Source organism: uncultured Parabacteroides sp., from assembly GCF_905196875.1.
In the GTDB taxonomy this organism is placed as follows: Bacteria; Bacteroidota; Bacteroidia; order Bacteroidales; family Tannerellaceae; genus Parabacteroides.
Genome location: NZ_CAJJWO010000031.1, coordinates 1 through 17,972, shown reverse-complemented (window position 1 = coordinate 17,972; position 17,972 = coordinate 1). Strand labels below are relative to the sequence as shown.

At 44.4% G+C, this 17,972-nt stretch carries 7 protein-coding genes; all 7 read left to right on the top strand.

Annotated elements, in window-relative coordinates; translation table 11 throughout:
- Positions 1 to 48 precede the first annotated feature (48 nt).
- The 7 genes from QZ076_RS11885 to QZ076_RS11855 all read left to right on the top strand — a co-directional run bounded on the left by QZ076_RS11885 (position 49) and on the right by QZ076_RS11855 (position 17,873).
- Complete coding sequence (locus QZ076_RS11885; RefSeq protein WP_293713526.1) at positions 49 to 3,066, top strand: TonB-dependent receptor; 3,018 nt, start codon at positions 49 to 51, stop codon at positions 3,064 to 3,066.
- A 12-nt stretch (positions 3,067 to 3,078) separates the two neighbouring features.
- Entirely contained in the window at positions 3,079 to 4,710 is a 1,632-nt protein-coding gene (locus QZ076_RS11880) for a RagB/SusD family nutrient uptake outer membrane protein (protein ID WP_293713525.1), read from the top strand.
- A gap of 22 nt (positions 4,711 to 4,732) precedes the next feature.
- Positions 4,733 to 5,899, top strand: a complete 1,167-nt coding sequence (locus tag QZ076_RS11875; RefSeq protein WP_293713524.1) for a SusF/SusE family outer membrane protein — start codon at positions 4,733 to 4,735, stop codon at positions 5,897 to 5,899.
- 754 nt (positions 5,900 to 6,653) lie between these two features.
- Positions 6,654 to 8,336, top strand: a complete 1,683-nt coding sequence (locus QZ076_RS11870; RefSeq protein ID WP_293713523.1) for an Mfa1 family fimbria major subunit — start codon at positions 6,654 to 6,656, stop codon at positions 8,334 to 8,336.
- Between the two features lie 101 nt (positions 8,337 to 8,437).
- Positions 8,438 to 10,381, top strand: coding sequence for a fimbria major subunit (locus tag QZ076_RS11865; protein ID WP_293713522.1), 1,944 nt, complete (start codon positions 8,438 to 8,440; stop codon positions 10,379 to 10,381).
- Between the two features lie 15 nt (positions 10,382 to 10,396).
- A complete protein-coding gene (locus QZ076_RS11860) occupies positions 10,397 to 16,801 on the top strand; it encodes a hypothetical protein (RefSeq protein ID WP_293713521.1) in 6,405 nt (2,134 codons plus the stop codon).
- 142 nt (positions 16,802 to 16,943) lie between these two features.
- Complete coding sequence (locus QZ076_RS11855; RefSeq protein WP_293713520.1) at positions 16,944 to 17,873, top strand: DUF5106 domain-containing protein; 930 nt, start codon at positions 16,944 to 16,946, stop codon at positions 17,871 to 17,873.
- The last annotated feature ends 99 nt before the right edge of the window (positions 17,874 to 17,972 follow it).

The window sequence follows — 17,972 nt, the reverse complement described above, 5'->3', positions numbered from 1 at the left end:
ATTGTTAAGGTTATTAAGTAAACTTGTAAAGAACTTAAATTTAAGTACATGAAACATTTAAGGTTTAAAGCCTTGTTGATATTGATCGCAGGCTTATGTATGTCTCTTTCTGTTTTTGCCCAGCAAATAACAGTGAAAGGTGTTGTGAAAGATCCGACAGGAGAACCGGTTATCGGTGCGAATGTGATAATAAAAGGTACGACGAACGGTACTGTTACCGATATAGACGGCCAGTTTATTCTGTCTGCATCCAAAGGAGATATTCTTTCGGTTTCGTTTATCGGTTATAAAGCAATGGAACTTCCGGCTACCGCGAATATGAATATTTTGCTGGAAGAAGACTCCCAGATGTTGGAAGACGTAGTCGTTATCGGTTACGGTACGGTAAAGAAGAACGACGCCACCGGATCTGTTACTGCCATTAAACCGGACGAAAAGAACCGGGGATTGCAGGTCAGCCCGCAGGATATGTTGATGGGTAAAGTGGCTGGTGTATCTGTGGCCTCTTCTACCGGACAGCCCGGTTCATCGTCGACGATCCGTATTCGTGGCGGCTCCTCCCTGTCGGCTAAGAACGATCCGTTGGTGGTTATCGACGGTGTGATTATGAGCAACACTGCCCCCGACGGCTTGAGTAACCCGCTGAGTACGATCAATCCGGCCGATATCGAGTCTTTTACAGTCCTGAAGGATGCTTCGGCTACGGCGATCTACGGTTCCCGTGCATCGAATGGTGTTATCATCATCACGACGAAGAAAGGTAAGAGCGGTAGCGTGAAGATTAATTATAGCGGAAATATGTCAATCAGCACCAAGCGTAACACCGTGGATGTGATGAGTGCTGATGAGTTCCGCAATTATATAACGAATTCACCGAATACGACCGAAGGTATGTTGACCGCATTGAACCTGCATCCGGGTGTCAGTACAGACTGGCAGGATGAGGTATTGCGCACAGCTGTTTCTACCGATCATAATATCAGTGCCTACGGCTCCGTAAAAGAGTTTATGCCTTACCGTGTCTCTTTCGGATATACCGATCAGAACGGTATCCTGAAGACATCCAATTTCCAGCGTTATACGGGAAGTGTTTCGTTGACCCCGACTTTCTTCAACGATCATCTGCATGTAAACCTGAACGGTAAAGGCGTTTATATCAAGAACCGTTTTGCCGATACGGGCGCTCTGGGCAGTGCCGTTTCTTTCGACCCGACCAAGCCGGTATATAATAACAGTAAGTTCGGCGGCTTTTTCACCTGGACGGGCGATTATATGCCTGACGGAACAAGAGCGACTTCGGCAGGAGTTAACCCGGTATCCATGCTGGAAATGGTGAACGATCGTTCGACTGCTAAGTCGTTCATCGGAAATGCGCAGTTTGATTATAAACTGCACTTCCTTCCGGAATTACGTTTCAATATGAATATGGGTATCGACTATGCCACTGTCGACGGTTCGAAATATATCGATCCGAACGCTCCCGGTTCTTACCAGCCGGACGATGATGCCACCGGAAGCAACCGCATCTATGGCAGTTCGCACAACAACAAACTGTTTGATTTCTATGCACAGTACGCGAAAGAATTGCCCACCCTTGCCAGCCGTTTCGACATCATGGCAGGATACTCTTACCAGAGCTACCAGTCAAAGACGGATAATGTAACTTACTATCTGTCGCGTAAGCCCGAAACATTCGGACAGAACACAACGGTAAGCAATGAGTTTAAGGAAACCGATACGAAATATGTACTTGCTTCTTTCTACGGACGTATGAACTATTCGTTGATGGATAAATACCTGTTGACGTTCACCCTGCGTGACGATGCCTCTTCCCGTTTCGCCAAAGACAAACGTTGGGGTCTTTTCCCTTCACTGGCATTGGGATGGAAGATCAATGAAGAAGGTTTCATGAAAGATTTCAGCAAGCTGGATGAACTGAAGCTGCGTTTAGGCTGGGGTGTCACTGGACAGCAGGATATCAACCAGGGCGACTATCCGTATCTTTCTTTCTACCGTGACGGAAAGGGTGGAGCGATGTATCCGACTTATGATGCGGCAGGCAATGTAACCTGGGTCAATGTAATGGCTCCCACGGCAGCCAACCCGAATCTGAAATGGGAAACAACAACGACTTACAACGTCGGTTTCGATTATGGCTTCCTCAACGGACGCATCACCGGTGCTATCGACGGTTATTACCGCAAGACGAAAGACCTGATCAATGCCGAGGTGAACGTTCCCGCCGGAACGGACTTTGCCGAGTATGTGGTTTCGAATATCGGTTCACTGGAAAACAAGGGCGTTGAGTTCTCTATCAATACCCGTCCGGTCGTAAGCCGTGATTTCAGCTGGGATCTGGGCTTCAATATCGCTTACAACAAAACAAAGATCACCGAACTGACCTACAACGATAACTCGGACTCTCCCGGGAAACGTTACGAGTCGACTGGTGGTGATGGCGGTCTGCGTCTCAAAATTCATAGTGTAGGATATGCTCCGGGTTCATTCTATGTATTCCAGCAGGTGTATGATGACGCCGGCAATCCGATCGAAGGCGAATATGTAGACCGTAACGGCGACGGCGTGATAACAGACAACGACCTCTACCGTTATAAGAATCCGGTAGCGGATATCCTGATGGGCTTCAATTCGAAGTTTACTTATAAGCAATGGGATCTCGGTTTCAACGGACGTGTCAGCCTGGGTAATTACAACTTTAACGCAACAGCTGCCAATGCTGCATTGGGCGTCAACGAATTGTTCGGTAACAATGCGTTGAGCAACAAACCGGTATCAGCGTTGAAGACCGGTTTCCAGTCACGCCAGCGTCTGTCGGATTACTATATCCAGAATGCCTCGTTCCTGAAGATAGATAATATCACACTGGGATATAATGTCGACAAGTTTATCAAGACCGGCTGGAATGCCCGTTTCTACGCTACCGTACAGAACCCGATCATTATCACTAAATATGACGGCCTGGATCCTGAGGTAAACGATGGTATGGACAACAATGTCTATCCCCGTCCGCTGACTGTATTATTCGGAGTTAACATTAATTTCTAAAACGTATTGATCATGAAACTGAAAAAATATATATCGTTAGGCATTGCTTCTTTATGTTGCGTCTGGGCTACTTCCTGTCTGGGAGACCTCGATCAGGAGCCTATCCTGGATAAATCCAGCAATTCTATTCATAACGAAGCCGATTGCCAGTCGTTCCTGGCAAAGATATATTCCGGCTTCGGCCTGTCGGGTAACTCGTCCGATACGAATGTCGAACCTGACTTGCAGGGCGGCGACCAGGGTTCGCTGGTATTCCTCCGCGGATTACTTTCTTTGCAGTTATTCCCTTCCGATGAGGCAATCTGGAATTGGGCGGACGAAGGTATCGTCGAATTATGCCAGTTAAACTGGGATTATACCTTGCCGTATGCTTATTCTTTCTATCAGCGTGCCATGTTGAATGTCCGTTACTGTAAAGAGTTCTTGGATGTTTATTCCGAAGGGGACAACATCCCTGATGTTCGAAAATACCGTGATCAGGTACGCGGACTGCGTGCGATGAATTATTATTACCTCATCGACCTCTACCGTAATCCGGGAGTTGTCTGGGACGACAGCCCTACGGACGACAAATCATGGAAACCGTCGCAGATAGGAGCACAGGCTGTTTTCGATAAGATCGTAGCTGAACTGCTCGACCTTTCCGAAAACGGCAATTTGGACGAAACTCCTTCTATGGCGACCTATGGTCGTGTAACGAAGCCGGTTATCAACACATTGCTGGCTAAAATGTATCTGAATGCGGAAGTGTACACCGGCACTCCAATGTACGACAAAGCCGCTACCTATGCAAAGAAAGTGATCGATGCCGGCTTCGGTTTGGAAGATAATTATGCCAACCTGTTCTGTGGTGAAAATCACCTGACCGGGATGCATAAGAACGAAATTATTTATGCGATCCCCTTCGATAACGTCAATGCGAAGAGTTTCGGTAGCACGATCATGCTGACAGCTGCTGCTTATGGTGGCGATATGGATCAAACCTGGTTCGGAATGTCTTCTTCATGGACTTGCCTGAAGCCGACGCAGCAGATGATCGAATTCTTCAGCGGAAGCCCGGATGCAGGAACCGACAGTCATGGTAGCCTTGTCAAGAAAGACAAACGTTATGCTTTCTTCGACGGTGCCGGAACACGTACCCCGGAATCGAAAATGCAGGACTGGAACACCGGTTACCTTTGTTATAAGTTTACAAACTTAGGCTGGAACGGTGCCGCTGTAACGCCGACTCCCGATCCGAATACCGACTTCCCGTTGTTCCGTTTGGCTGATATCTATCTGATCTATGCGGAATGTGCTGCTCGCAATGCTGCCGGAACTAATAAGGAACAGGCTGTCGAATACGTAAACCTGCTTCGTGAACGTGCCAATGGCGATAAGAGTGCCAACATTACAGCAGCCGACCTGACGCTCGATTTCATCCTCGACGAACGTGCCCGCGAATTATATTGGGAAGGGCAGCGTCGTTCCGACCTCGTTCGTTTCGGTAAATTTACGAAAGATTATGCTTGGGCTTATAAAGGCGGAACATTGGAAGGTGTAGCCAATATCGATAGCCGTTTCAACATCTATCCGATCAGCGACCGCGACCTGACAGCCAATCCGAACCTGGATCAGAACCCGGGATATGAATCTTTGAAATAATAACTTCTTAATCTGTAAACAAATGAAGAAACTGAATATATGTATGCTCCTTTTAGCCGGTTCATTGCTCTGGACCGGTTGCGGAGATGATAGAGACGATAATCCAGTCTTTCAGGAACCGACCGAGTTCAATCTGGATACCCCGGCGGAGGCAGCCGATGTATATGATCTGAAGAATCTTTCTTCCATCGAACTGACCTGCACGCAGCCCGACTACGGATATGTGGCTTCGACCACTTATAAGGTACAGCTTTCTCTGGAAGAAACCTTTAAAGATGCCGATGAGGCAGCCGGCACGAATGCCAATTATGCCACCCTGTCGCCGTCTTATACGCTGCCCCTTCTGAAAGTGGATGCCGTTGATTTTGCGATGGCTCTGCTGGATTTGTGGAAAGCATCGAACGATAATGCTGAACTGCCGGTAACACCTATGCCGGTGTATGTCCGTCTGAGTGCTTCTCTCACGAATAACGGGGCGGGACAGATCTCGTCCAATGTTATCGAACTTCCGAAAGTATTGGGTTATAATGTGGAACCTCCTGTTACTTTGCCGGGACAGATGTTCCTGGTCGGCGACTTTGCCTCCGGAAGCAGTTGGGGGAAATGGGTGGAAATGATTCCGGTAACGGATACGCCGGGCAAGTTTTGGTCTGTACAGTATTTCGCCGGAAATAATGCAATGAAGTTCAATGCCCAACCAACCTGGGACGGCAATCAGGTGGCTTACTCCGAAGGTCTTGTCCCTGCGGCATCAGCCTCTTATGCCGGAGTATCCGGTGTCGACGATGGCAGTGGCGGACAGAATATCGGTGTGAAGAATGCAGGCTGGTATATCATGGTCGTTACTACTGCACTGAACGGAAAAGAACTGAGTTATACCCTTGAATTCCTGGCTCCTGATGTCTATGTGACCGGCGATCCTTCCGGCGGTTGGGATACGTTCGATGAAGCCCGTAGGTTTACGGTTCCGTCCGGTGAGGGAGAGTTCGTTTCACCCGCCTTTGTGGCCGACGGCAATTTGCGTCTTTGCGTGAAACTTCCGGCTACCGACTGGTGGCGTAGCGAGTTTATTGTCCTGAACAATAAAATAGAATACCGGAAGAACGGAGGCGATCCTGAAGCCGTAAGTGTTTCGGCTGGCCAGAAAGCTTATCTGAACTTCCTGGACGGTACAGGCCGTATCAAATAAAAAACATCTCACTACATGATGTGATACCGTTTAGTATTGGTACTTAACAAAATTACATCAGCAAGAAATTGATTGTCGATAGCTACCGGTAATATTACTGATAGCTATCGACAATTTTGCTTATAATTATCGGTAATATTAACGATAGTAATTAGTCATAGATTTTGTAGGTATTTGTTGTATATTATTAACCTATAAGTCAGGAGTGTCTTTACGTAACAAAAGCAAACAGATATTAAATAGGGGATTCCTCTTCCCTTTTTTAATCCAAATCATCCATTATATGCCATAAATATATTATCTTTGTGTACATAAAGATAGTAGTCTTATTATTTGTATACGAGGATAAATAAAAAAACCTTTTTTATAAGGTATGCTTGTCGGCATTTTTATCTAAGTTTATTTGAAACTCAACAAAACAATGAAAAAAATGGTTGTTTAGTTGAGGATATGAGATGATTTTTGAAAAATCTTATTGGTAATATCGTTATATCATGACCTGATGCGTGATATTAATGGGTGTATAGATGCGACATGGAGTGGAGACCACATTAATGAATATTGTTTTTAATCCACTAATAGAAATTTAAAATAAAAGTCGAAAAGTTATCAGGGCGTTTTCATAGGGGAATAATATACCCCCTCGGCTTTAATTTTAGAACTTTTGGCATATCGAACGCCAGGAGGGATTCTTTCCATGTCTGGGAAAGATGATTGTTCATAACCTTGAACGGTTGAATAGAGTAAAAACAGAATGAGAACTTTATTGATTAAAAATATTTATATAAAATACGTGTATTTCAAAAAGGTGGCTTTGGCTATCTTGACGGCTGGGACGATCTTTACTTCCTGTTCTCATGAAATTAACGATCAGAATAAAACCGATGATAAAGATGATCCGGTAGGTTATATTTCCCTTATATTGAGTAACAGCAGTGTTCGTGGTTCGGAGACAAAAGCTTTGGACTCCCTGCATTATGGAACTGCGGATGAGAATAAAGTCAAGTCTGTTCTGATTGTTTTGTATAATGGCGATGATCCGGCCAATAGTGAAGTGAAGTATCAGTTTGCATTGACGGATATCGGTACTCCGGCATCCCCGGGTAGCGATATACTCTGGATATCACAGGGAACGAATACTACTACTACATATAGAACGAGAGCGAAGGCGGTTGTAAAAGATAATTATAAACTTGCTGTATTTATTAATCCTCCCGCAGCTTTGATAGGGTTAACAGCCGAAGGTGAAAAATTAGGAATGATGACTGCTGCGGCTGAAGTTACTGTTGACCAGCTTACCATGGGAGAGCAAATAAGAGACAACTTTTTGATGAGTAATTTTGCCGGGTTGGCCGATGTAACTGAAAACGATATATATGATACCGAAGTCAAAGCCGAGGCTGCACCCGTGAAATTAGACGTAGAACGTGCTGTTGCTAAAGTAACTTTGAGCGTAGCGAATAATCTTGAGGCTGCCTCTGCGACACTGGGTGCGACTATTGGCGAAATTAAATGGGATGTCGATGTTATTAACAAAAAAGCATTCTGGATGAGAAACGCGGCTCCCATGCTCGATAAAACGACTATTTCATCAGGGAGTGTCACTCAAACAATACCTGAGGAAGCCATTGCTACGAATCGTATATATATGTATGCCACAGACCCTAACTGGGATGGGATCAGCCATAGTCGAAATCCGGGTCTTACAGCTCCGCTTACGAATGAGTTTACTTATAAATCCGGAACCGTAGCCCTTTCCTTGATTCCTTCGACATCTGATAATCCTACTGAAGTGTATGTCACAGAAAATACAATGGCTGCGTCGGAGCAATGGGAGGATGTGACTACCTGTGTGCTGATATCCGCAGTTATTACTCCTAAAACAACGTTTTTTGGAACGGCTTTGACACCGGGTGCCCAGTACTTTTTATACCGTAATATGGCTTTCACTTTTACTGATATACAACAGATTCATGCGGCTTACAATGATCCGGAAACGGTTATTTCCAGTGCAGGTAAAACATGGAAAGTGCTAACTGAAGAGGTTGCAAATGGCAGTATTCTCTTTTTACCCGATATTTTAGAGGGTATGAAGGGGGCCGGAGACTTTAATGGATATACAGCTGTTCCCGGCACCTCCAAAGATGTTATAAAATCGAATGGAACGGTAAGCTTCTTTGCTGAAAACGCTCCTAATTATTACTATGTGCCTATCCGTCATTTCAGGGATGAACTTCAAGGTGAACCTATGGCATATGGGCGATATGGCGTTGTCCGTAATAGTTGGTATAATTTGTCATTGACCAGTATCAAGAATTATGGTACAGCAGAAATACCGAAAGACAGGCCTGACCCGGATGATAGAGATAAATTCTGGCTGTCTGTTGAATTTACTATCCTTCCCTGGGTGGAGCGGGGACAGGGTATAGAACTCTGAGAAAATATGGATAATATAATTTTTGAAATTATAGGTGCAGAGTCCCGGTTTACTTAAAATTATGCCGGGCCGCACCAAACGATTAATTGAGTAAAAGAAGAATGAAGCAGTATTTATATCGTATTTTTTTGATGCTGGGGGCTACCTTTTGGCTTGTCTCTTGCACGGGTACGGAAACCTTGATTGATGGTCCCGGGGGTATACCTGAAGAAAGTATTCCCAATGGAACCGGAAATCTCTTTTCGTTAGCAATGAGGATACCTTTGCCCAATGATTATATGAATACAAAAGCCTACGAAGGGGGGGAGAGGGGAAGTATTTCGGAAATCCTGATAGATGAGGTAAGAATGGTTTTTTATAATGGTGGAGTTGTTAAATATAGTCTGGATTTGGATATACAGGTGCAACCGGACAACAATGATTTTATAGTTACCGGCAATGACCTCCATAATTGGGCCACTGATGGGAGCCGAATTTTTATTCAGACAACTGCCCGTACATTTGAGCGAGGTAATTATGATATGCTTATCATAATTAACCCCAATGATTCGATCAAAGAAAAAACGGAAAAAGGGGAACCTGTCAGTGCTCTTGATGCAGCATTCGATACTTCTGATATGTACCGTTTCCGAACGGTGAGTACGGCAGAGGGAACATATGAAGAACCGGCTTATTTCCTGATGCTGAATTCCCAGAAACTAATCGAATTAATACCGGGAAATTTCTATGCCACTAAAGAGAAAGCAGAGAATAGTCCGGCCTTTGTCAATCTGGAACGTGTTGCGGCTAAAGTGACCTGCGATTATATAGGTGTCCCGGATACCAGATCTACTGCTGTAGCTCCCTACGGACGATTTGTGATGCTGCTGGATTATAATAACCAATTTGATGCTCCCTGGGGAGATGATGGATACGATATACCGGAAGATTGTATCGATTGTCCGGTACATGGTTGTACCGGTAAATTTAACCGGAAAACGAAACGGTGTAGTGCGCATCCTTATCTTCATACGTATGATGGCCTGGGGCTCGTTTCTGACCGGGTACGTTATATGGTAGCAACCGACCTGACCTGGGAGATCGATATAGTCAATAAAAAAAGTTATTGGCTCAGACATCTTACCTATAAAGCTGGAGGCACTGTAATGGAAGAACAGGGAGATATCGACCGGGAATATTTTTATGCCGAGGACCCTAATTACTCTGGTTTTTCAGGGACAGGCGGGACCAACCTGGGGAATAATTTCAACTATATATCCGGTAGCGACAAATTGACTCCGGGCATTACCGGTAGCACGGCTAAAAAGTTGTATCCGCAACTCTCCGGATACAAATATTATAATTACTGGTCATGGGATAAAGGTAGCACCCAACCGGTGTATATACCTGAAAATACCATGACTCAAAGCGAACAAAAGAGAGATGTCGTGACCCGGGTTATCTTTAAAGCGATTCTTAAAAGAGAACAGTTCGGAGAGAACGATACGGAGGTGAATCCGACACTTCCGTTAAAACCGATCGGTGACTTTTTCGTTTTTAAAGGCGGAAATAAGGATATTGAAAATTATAAATATAATAACTATAACAAAGATAATACCACCTTTTTTATTCTTCGTCCGGAGGATGTGGCGATCTATGCCTCTGCCTCTACGACGGAACATATTCATATCTATCTTAGGGACGGTATTCTCGAAGCTATCAGGCAGTTTAAAGAGGATCATCCCGGCTTTGATTTTTCCAATTGGAAAAACGAGGAACCGGCTGAATCAGCTAATCTTTCATTCTATAAAAACGGTGAAATGTATTATGAAGTGCCGATCGAACATTTTTCTGTTTCCGAAGCGGGAGGTATCGGAAAATACGGACGTTTCGGTGTGGTCAGGAATAACTGGTACAAGCTGAATATAGAAAAAATGATCTCTATCGGATCACCGGTTCTGCCGATACCCCGATCCGAATTAATAGAGACTGCTACCCGGTCTGTTACACCGGAGACAAAAAGTAACTCGAATATTCTGATCAGGAATCAGTCAATCATATTCTAAATAAGCATAAGGGTTATGAAAAATATTTCAAGAAAGACAATCTGTTTTAAACGGATACAACTCTTCATATTCCTGGGACTATTATTGATAGGCGGACAGGTAAAAGCGCAGCAGGCAACAAAAGTAAAGGTCGTCAGGGAAGATTTTGAAAGAGCCGTATTCAGCAGCAATTACATATTACCCGATCCGGGTTTTTGGAATTTCTATGATTTTAGCTATGCTACTGAAGCAAATATGGCCGGTAATGCCGGAGAGTGCATTATTACTAAAAATTCAACCTGGGTCGGTCATAATTATGACCATCCCGATCATACGACAGGAACCGGATATTATCTTTTAGCCGTGAAGGAAGCTGGTATTATTCCCAAAAAGATATATGCCACTACTGTCCCTTATGTAAGGAAAGGAGAGCTTGTAACGTTCGGTGTTTATTACAAAGATGTGGATGGCGGATATAATTTTAAGATACAGGCTACGGGGGCGGGCCTGGACAATCAGACAAGAACGTCGGATCTATTTTATGATTCGAGCGGTCAATGGAAATTTTGGTCGTATGCGGTTGCTGCTACACAGGATGGAGCTATTACTTTTAGTATTGTCGATCAATATGGATATGGCGATGGCGGTAGTATGCATAAGTTTGGAGTAGACGATATTACGGTAACCATGAAGGCCATACAAATGACCTCTCCCGTATCATTGAACGCTTATACAAAAATCAATACACAGGTTGCTACTCCTTTCCAGGCGAAATATGCGAATCCTTTAGGTAGCGGAAATTATACCTATGTCTGGCAAAAACACAATGGAAGTTCGTGGATTGCGGCTACTGGTACGGGGGCGACAGGATCGGGAAATGCATCATCTTTTACAGCCGGGTTCACTCCGACGGCGGAAAGTACGGAAGGGAATGTCTATTACAGGCTAAAGGTTACTGCCGGTAGTGAAACTTTGTATTCGGATGTGATCACGGTAAAGTACACAGCTACTGAGTATCTGTTAAGGGAAGATTTCGGCGGAAGTTGGCCCTCTACCGATCAGACCGCCCTTTCCGGAGCTTCGGACGACTGGTGGATGACGACCGGTACACAACCGGCCATGACAACGGATTTTACTTACGGACAACCTGATAACACCGAAGGCAACAGAGACAAAGCCGAACAGGCTTACGGTACAAGGCCGATTGAGTTGGAGGTAGACGGAGCAGCCTTATATGCGATCACAAAACTGGCCGGATGGCAGTTACCTCTTCCGGGATTCTCTGGTGAAAAATGGAAATGGGGATATGCAGACGGAGGTGGCAAAGGTGTTTTTGACGACCATAGTTTCCCAGGTGACAATTCGAGAGGCTATTTTATGTATGCCGTGAATAAAACAGGAGCAGAGAAGACCCTTTATGAAGCTGTTATTCCGGTAACGACAGATATGTTGGGACAATCTTTTTCCCTTAAAGCATGGCAGGTGGCCCTTTGGGGAAAGGTAACGGGTAATCAGTTTAAGCTGGAGGTGAAGAGTGCTGGAGGTACTGTAATGAATTCTGTAGAATTTGAGGTAAGCGACGACTGGGAAGAAAGAGAAGTACGGTTTTACATTCCTCGTAATTATTCAGGAAGTACCGTTAAAATACGTATCTCGTCCGTAGGCGATAATCTCTGGCTTGGCCTCGATGACATATCCCTTACGGACTATGAATCATATGTAACCATCACCTCTCCTGCATCAGGGAGTACAGTCGGTTCCAATGTGAACTTTGCTGTGGATTACAAATATGTCAGTCCTTCTATAAAATACAGATGGCAAAAAAGTGCTGACGGCAGTAGCGGATGGACAGATATTACGGCCTTGGATGGCTCTGCTACAGGGCTTAGCGGAATGTTCGCTACATATGTATCTCCTGTGGAAGATGGTTATTATTACAGAGTATCGATAATCGATGGAAGTAATGCCAGTAACGATTTTACAGGGGCTTTGACCTCTGCGCCTGTACAAGTGTTCCGGGATGCCGATTATCTGATCCGGGAAGATTTCGGAGGCTGTGGTTCCACACAGAATTTTGTTTATAAAGCAGACAATTTGTATGTTATTCCCGGATATGATTATGTAAATGTAGATGCGGGAACTGTAAGACCCAACCCGGGAAGCGGCTACTATATAATTACCAATCAGGTGTATCCGAATTACTGGTCGAATGGAGGTTCTGAAAGCACGACAGACTGGTATACGGATGTAACGGATCATTCCGATTGTAAAGACGGTTACTTTTTGTTGGTGCATGCGAGGAAAGCATTAGACGGTGAAATCATGAAATTTTATACGACTACGCTTTCTGATCTGTGTGCCGGCTCGAAGCTGTCGTTTAAAGCCTGGATTGCCAATTTGGAGAAAAACCCTAACACCAGGCAGAATTTCAAATTTCTTGTAAGTTTCAACAACGGAAGTACACAGGAAATAACGACCGGGGAGATTAACGGAGGAAGTAGTGCCCCCTGGATACAATATGGAATCGACTTTTTTGTACCGCAAGGTGCAACATCTGCCACACTTTCCATACTTGCGGAAGGAGAATGGGACTGGGGTAAGGCTTTTGCCCTGGATGATATTGAAATAAAGGCATTAGGTCCGGTACAAATATTGACGCCTGCAGGCGCGGAAATCCCTGTATTATCCGGCCGGAAAGAAACACTTACGGGGTCATATGCGTGCGGTAATTTGACCGGTACGCTGACCTACCAATGGCAGGTACGCTCTGAAAACGGTGCATGGGTCAATTGTACTGGAACCGGGTCTACCGGAACTCATGCAAATGCTAACTTTACAACCGATTATACGACAGTACCTATTGAAGAACCTGTTTATTATCGCTTTATGATAACGGGAAATAATGGATCCGCCCATTCCGATCCGGTTAAATTTATTCCGAAAGACATCTCTATGTCAAAAATTTATTTTGTTTGTCCTGATAATATGACGGATGGACAGGCTTCTTTTTACAGAGGAAGTAATGGTGAATATTCTCCTGGAATGGTGAGCAGGGGGGAACCCGGTTATTTACCTTCGCTTATTCATATGGAAGTACCCGAAATACCTGGGATTACGTATAAATGGTACACCAGTGAATTCGGAGGTGCGGAAGATCTGTTACCCGATCAGGACGAGTATGATTATACTCAGAAATTTCCTTCAGAGCAGGCTGTTAAGGATCCTATTATAGTCTCCGACGGAAAGACACATACCATGTCTGTCCAGAACGAAAGAAATACGGAAGGACAGTTTAAAGAAAGGACATATTGGGTAGAGATATGCGACGCCCAAGGAATACCTGTTCCCGATATGAAGAGAGTCGCATACTCTTTACAGCCGGGTTATCTGTGTGGCAGTGTGGATGCTGTTGTATCTCCGGCAAAAGCTCGCCGTATACACCGGGAAAGTTTTGGAGGAACAGATCCCGGTGATCCGAAAGTAAAGCAAGAACCTATTGATCACATTAAAATAGATTATGAACAGCATAAGATAGACGACCAGGATTTGCCGGAAGGCGGTTATATAATCACGAAGGAAAGTCCTGGAGGTAGTAGCGGGGGATGGATGAAGATGGCAGACCATATTTATGAAGACCAGCCTAATGAGACTCATGGCTATCTGGTAGCTGTGAACGCGACGGAAAATCCCGGACGTTTCTATACCCATCAGCTAACTAACCTGGGGGCATGCCGGAATATAGAGTTAGTTATTACCGGTTGGTTTACCAGCTTTGTAAATTGGAACGGACTGGAGAAGGTGAATCTTAAATTTATATTGACGAATACGGATACCGGAGAGGTATTAGCCGAATATCTTTCCGGTAATATGCTCGATGCGGAAGGAAATAGATGGAGACAATACGGATTCAGATTCTTTGTTCCGGAGGGAGTAACAGGTATAACTTTGGAAGTAGTCAATAATAACTTTGGTACCGGAGGTGGAAATGATGCGTTGATGGATGATATCGAAATCTATCTGGTCATTCCTCCCGTCACTCTCGTACCGTCTGTAAGCGGTTATGTTTGTGCGAGAGAAGAAGGTGTGGCCATCCTGCAAGGAACTTATACCGATGACGGTACCCTGGGAAATTACCTCGATTATCGATGGGAGTTCAGTTCTACCGGTAAAGACGGTCCGTGGCAACCCGTCGGTTCCATCGGTAATGTGACTTCCGGAGTGATCACGACAGAGAAATCGAGCCTCGTGATCGATCGTTTTACGGCTGCCAATAATGGATATTATCGTTTAGTGGTAGGTCAGTCGGGAGCCTTCAACGATACTCCGAACTATGCCTGTTTGGCCGTGTCGGAACCTCGCGAGTTGATTTTTGCAGCTTCCGTGGATATTCTTCCCGCACCTTCACTAGCCGGCAACAGAACAGCATTCTGTTATTCCGATGTGGATGAAGATGGGTATATAACTATTACCAATCAGGATACGCAAGTGAGTGAAAGTAGTCCTTATGTAAGTTATACCTGGATGGTAGGCGGGACAGTTCTCGCCGATACCACAGCAAAAACAATGAGATTGAAGCTGGAAGACTATGCTCCGGGATTCTATACCGTTTCGTTGACAGCTAACAACTCCGTTGGATGTACTGAAGCGTCCACGCATGAGTTTGTTTTATTCCCCAAGGTAACCACCTGGACCGGCGAAGGAGAGGCCAATAACTGGAACGATTTCCGTAACTGGGATAATGGGGTACCCGGTTCCTGTACCAATGTGATTATTCCCAACGGATCGATCGATGTGAATCAAACGACCCTGTTAGATCATTATCCTTTGTTGATAGAACCGACGGTGGATTCGTTGAACTTGGTAAATGATTATACCAATAGCCAGTTATATCTGAATCTTCAGAAAGAAAAGCAAAATGATACCGGTTTTTCTCTCCGTCCCGCTTGCGATACCATTATATTCAAGATGGGAGGCGGCGTGGCTCGTACGAATTATTTGAACTACCGGTTTGCCGAAGTCGATCTCGATGTGAAACCCGGTCGTTGGTATACTGTCTCGGCTCCTTTGCGTGCCATATATTCCGGTGATTATTTTGTCGAAGGAAGTGTAAAACGGCAGAATCCGGCAGTCTATATGATGAAATACAACACGACCAACCCACAGACACAAGATACTCCGGCAAAGGTGACTGGTGATTTCTCGAATCCTTTCAATACACTGACCGAAGAATTGTATCCGGGGCTGGGATACGCTATCGGGGTTTACGATGGAGAAGATCTTGAGCAGCAATTGCAGTCTTTCCGTTTTCCAAAAGACAGTGCAACTTATTCTATGTGGAATTACCATGGTGTCTATCTGGGGGAAACAAAGGAAATGGATCGAACAGGTCTGGGGCGGTTTACTTATGAGCAACGTATAGCTATGGATGGCAACCTGCCTTCGAACAGGAAAATCGAAGGATTTGATGTGGAAGTGAAAGACGATAAAAGTACTTACACGACAGCTCTGTTGGGGAATCCTTTTATGTCACATCTGGATTTTGGGGAATTTAAAAGAATGAATCCGTCTATAACAGGCGGTTACTATATATGGACGGATAATGAAACGTTTGAAGCCTATAATCCGGGAGTCTTTTCAGATGATCCGAATCTGATTGCACCTATGCAATCTTTTATTGTAGAAAAAACGGGAGAGATATCCAGTCTTCAATTCAACTTTTCGATGTCGATGACAACGTCTGATATCACTCTGCGATCGCGATCCACCCGTAGCCCGGAAGAAGCAACATTGCGGATGGATGTGTTGCGCGACCAGGTTGCCCAAAGTCATATCCGCCTGAAATATGTGCCGTTTGAGAAAAATCGGTACCAGGTGCGTAAGGATATGTGGACCCTCTTCTCGAAAGACAACATGACTCCCGCCGTTTTATATACGTTGCTGGATGGAAAGGCTGCTTCCATCCATACGTTGGGCGATTTGTCGGAACCCATTGAGTTGGGTATCCGTACCGATGTCAAAGGTAAGCTGATGCTTCGCCTGTCCGGAATGGAAACGTTTGATACTTTCCAGGATATTTATCTGCAGGATACCTTCACGGGTACATTGCAAAATATGAGGGAGAATCCCGAGTATACATTCGATAACCAGACCGGCTCTGTAGAAGGAAGGTTATTTCTGCGAATAGGAGAAATAAAAGAGGATGACATTCCGGATTCGGGTATACGTATTGCTGTCGGTAAAGGCAGAGTCATGGCGAGCAGTTCTGTCGACGATCCGATTGAATCAGTGAAGATACATGCTTTGAACGGTAGGTTGATATATAACAAACGAGCTATCCGGCAAAGTTCGGTTTCACTCAGCGTTTTGATACCTGAACAAGTCGCTCTGATTACCGTAATCACCCGCAACCGGCAGAAAACTGAAAAGGTGATTATTCGTTAAAAACTGAATATTAAGATATGAAGCCATTCTGACATTTCTTTATAAACAGGAAAGTCAGAATGGTTTTTTATGTAAAATAATTGGTTAAAGTTATATTTGAAACTTTAGTAACTATTATATTTGTACCATAAAACATAAAGATATGATAGTCAGAATACTTTGCTTGTTGGCATTTGCGTTGATTTTTAGTTCATGTCACGGTCAGCAAACGGTAAAAACAGAAAAAGAGGATACAACGTCGAAAACATTTGAAATGGTTCCCGTTCCCAGTATGATTACCGATCCGGGTGAACGTGCTAAATATCTGGTCCAGCATTACTGGGATAAATTCGATTTTACTGATACGGCGTATATCCATCTGCCGGATATTACGGAACAAGCCCTTACCAACTATATCGACCTGATGAAATATGTGGCACCGGAAATTGCGACTTCTTCTATCAAAGCCATGATGCACAAGGCTACGGCCGATAGTACCTTTTTTGCTTATATGGCCGGTCTGTATGAAAAGTATCTTTACGATCCTAATTCTCCGATGCGCGATGAATCTTTGTATATTCCTGTGCTTGAATCCGTGCTGGCTGCACCGGTTTTCGACGAAGTAAACAAGATCCGTCCCGCCCATTTACTGGAACTTGCATTGAAGAATAAGGTAGGCGAGCCGGCAACAGACTTTACTTATACCCTGGCCAACGGGAAAACAGGTACATTATATAATGTAAAAACCGATTATCTTTTATTATTTTTCTACAATCCGGATTGCCATGCCTGTAAAGAAATAACAGAACAGCTGTCGGCGAATCCGTTGATCGGTCGAATGATGTCTGATAATAAACTGAAAATACTTGCCGTTTATCCCGATGAGGACCTGGAAGCCTGGCGTAAACATATTCCGGATGTCCCGGTAGCCTGGATCAATTCATATGATAATACTGTCAGCCTGAAAAATGATGAGATATATGATCTGAAAGCGATACCAACCCTCTACCTGTTGGATAAAACGAAAAGAGTTATATTAAAAGATATCACATTTAACCAGTTGATGGAATTTTTGCAAATGCAAACAAACTAAGTATATATAAAAATTGAGTATGAGAACAACGTTATTATCAGTAATTTTGCTGGCAGGTGTCAGCCTGACTGCTTCTGCACAGTTTAAAATCGGAGGGAA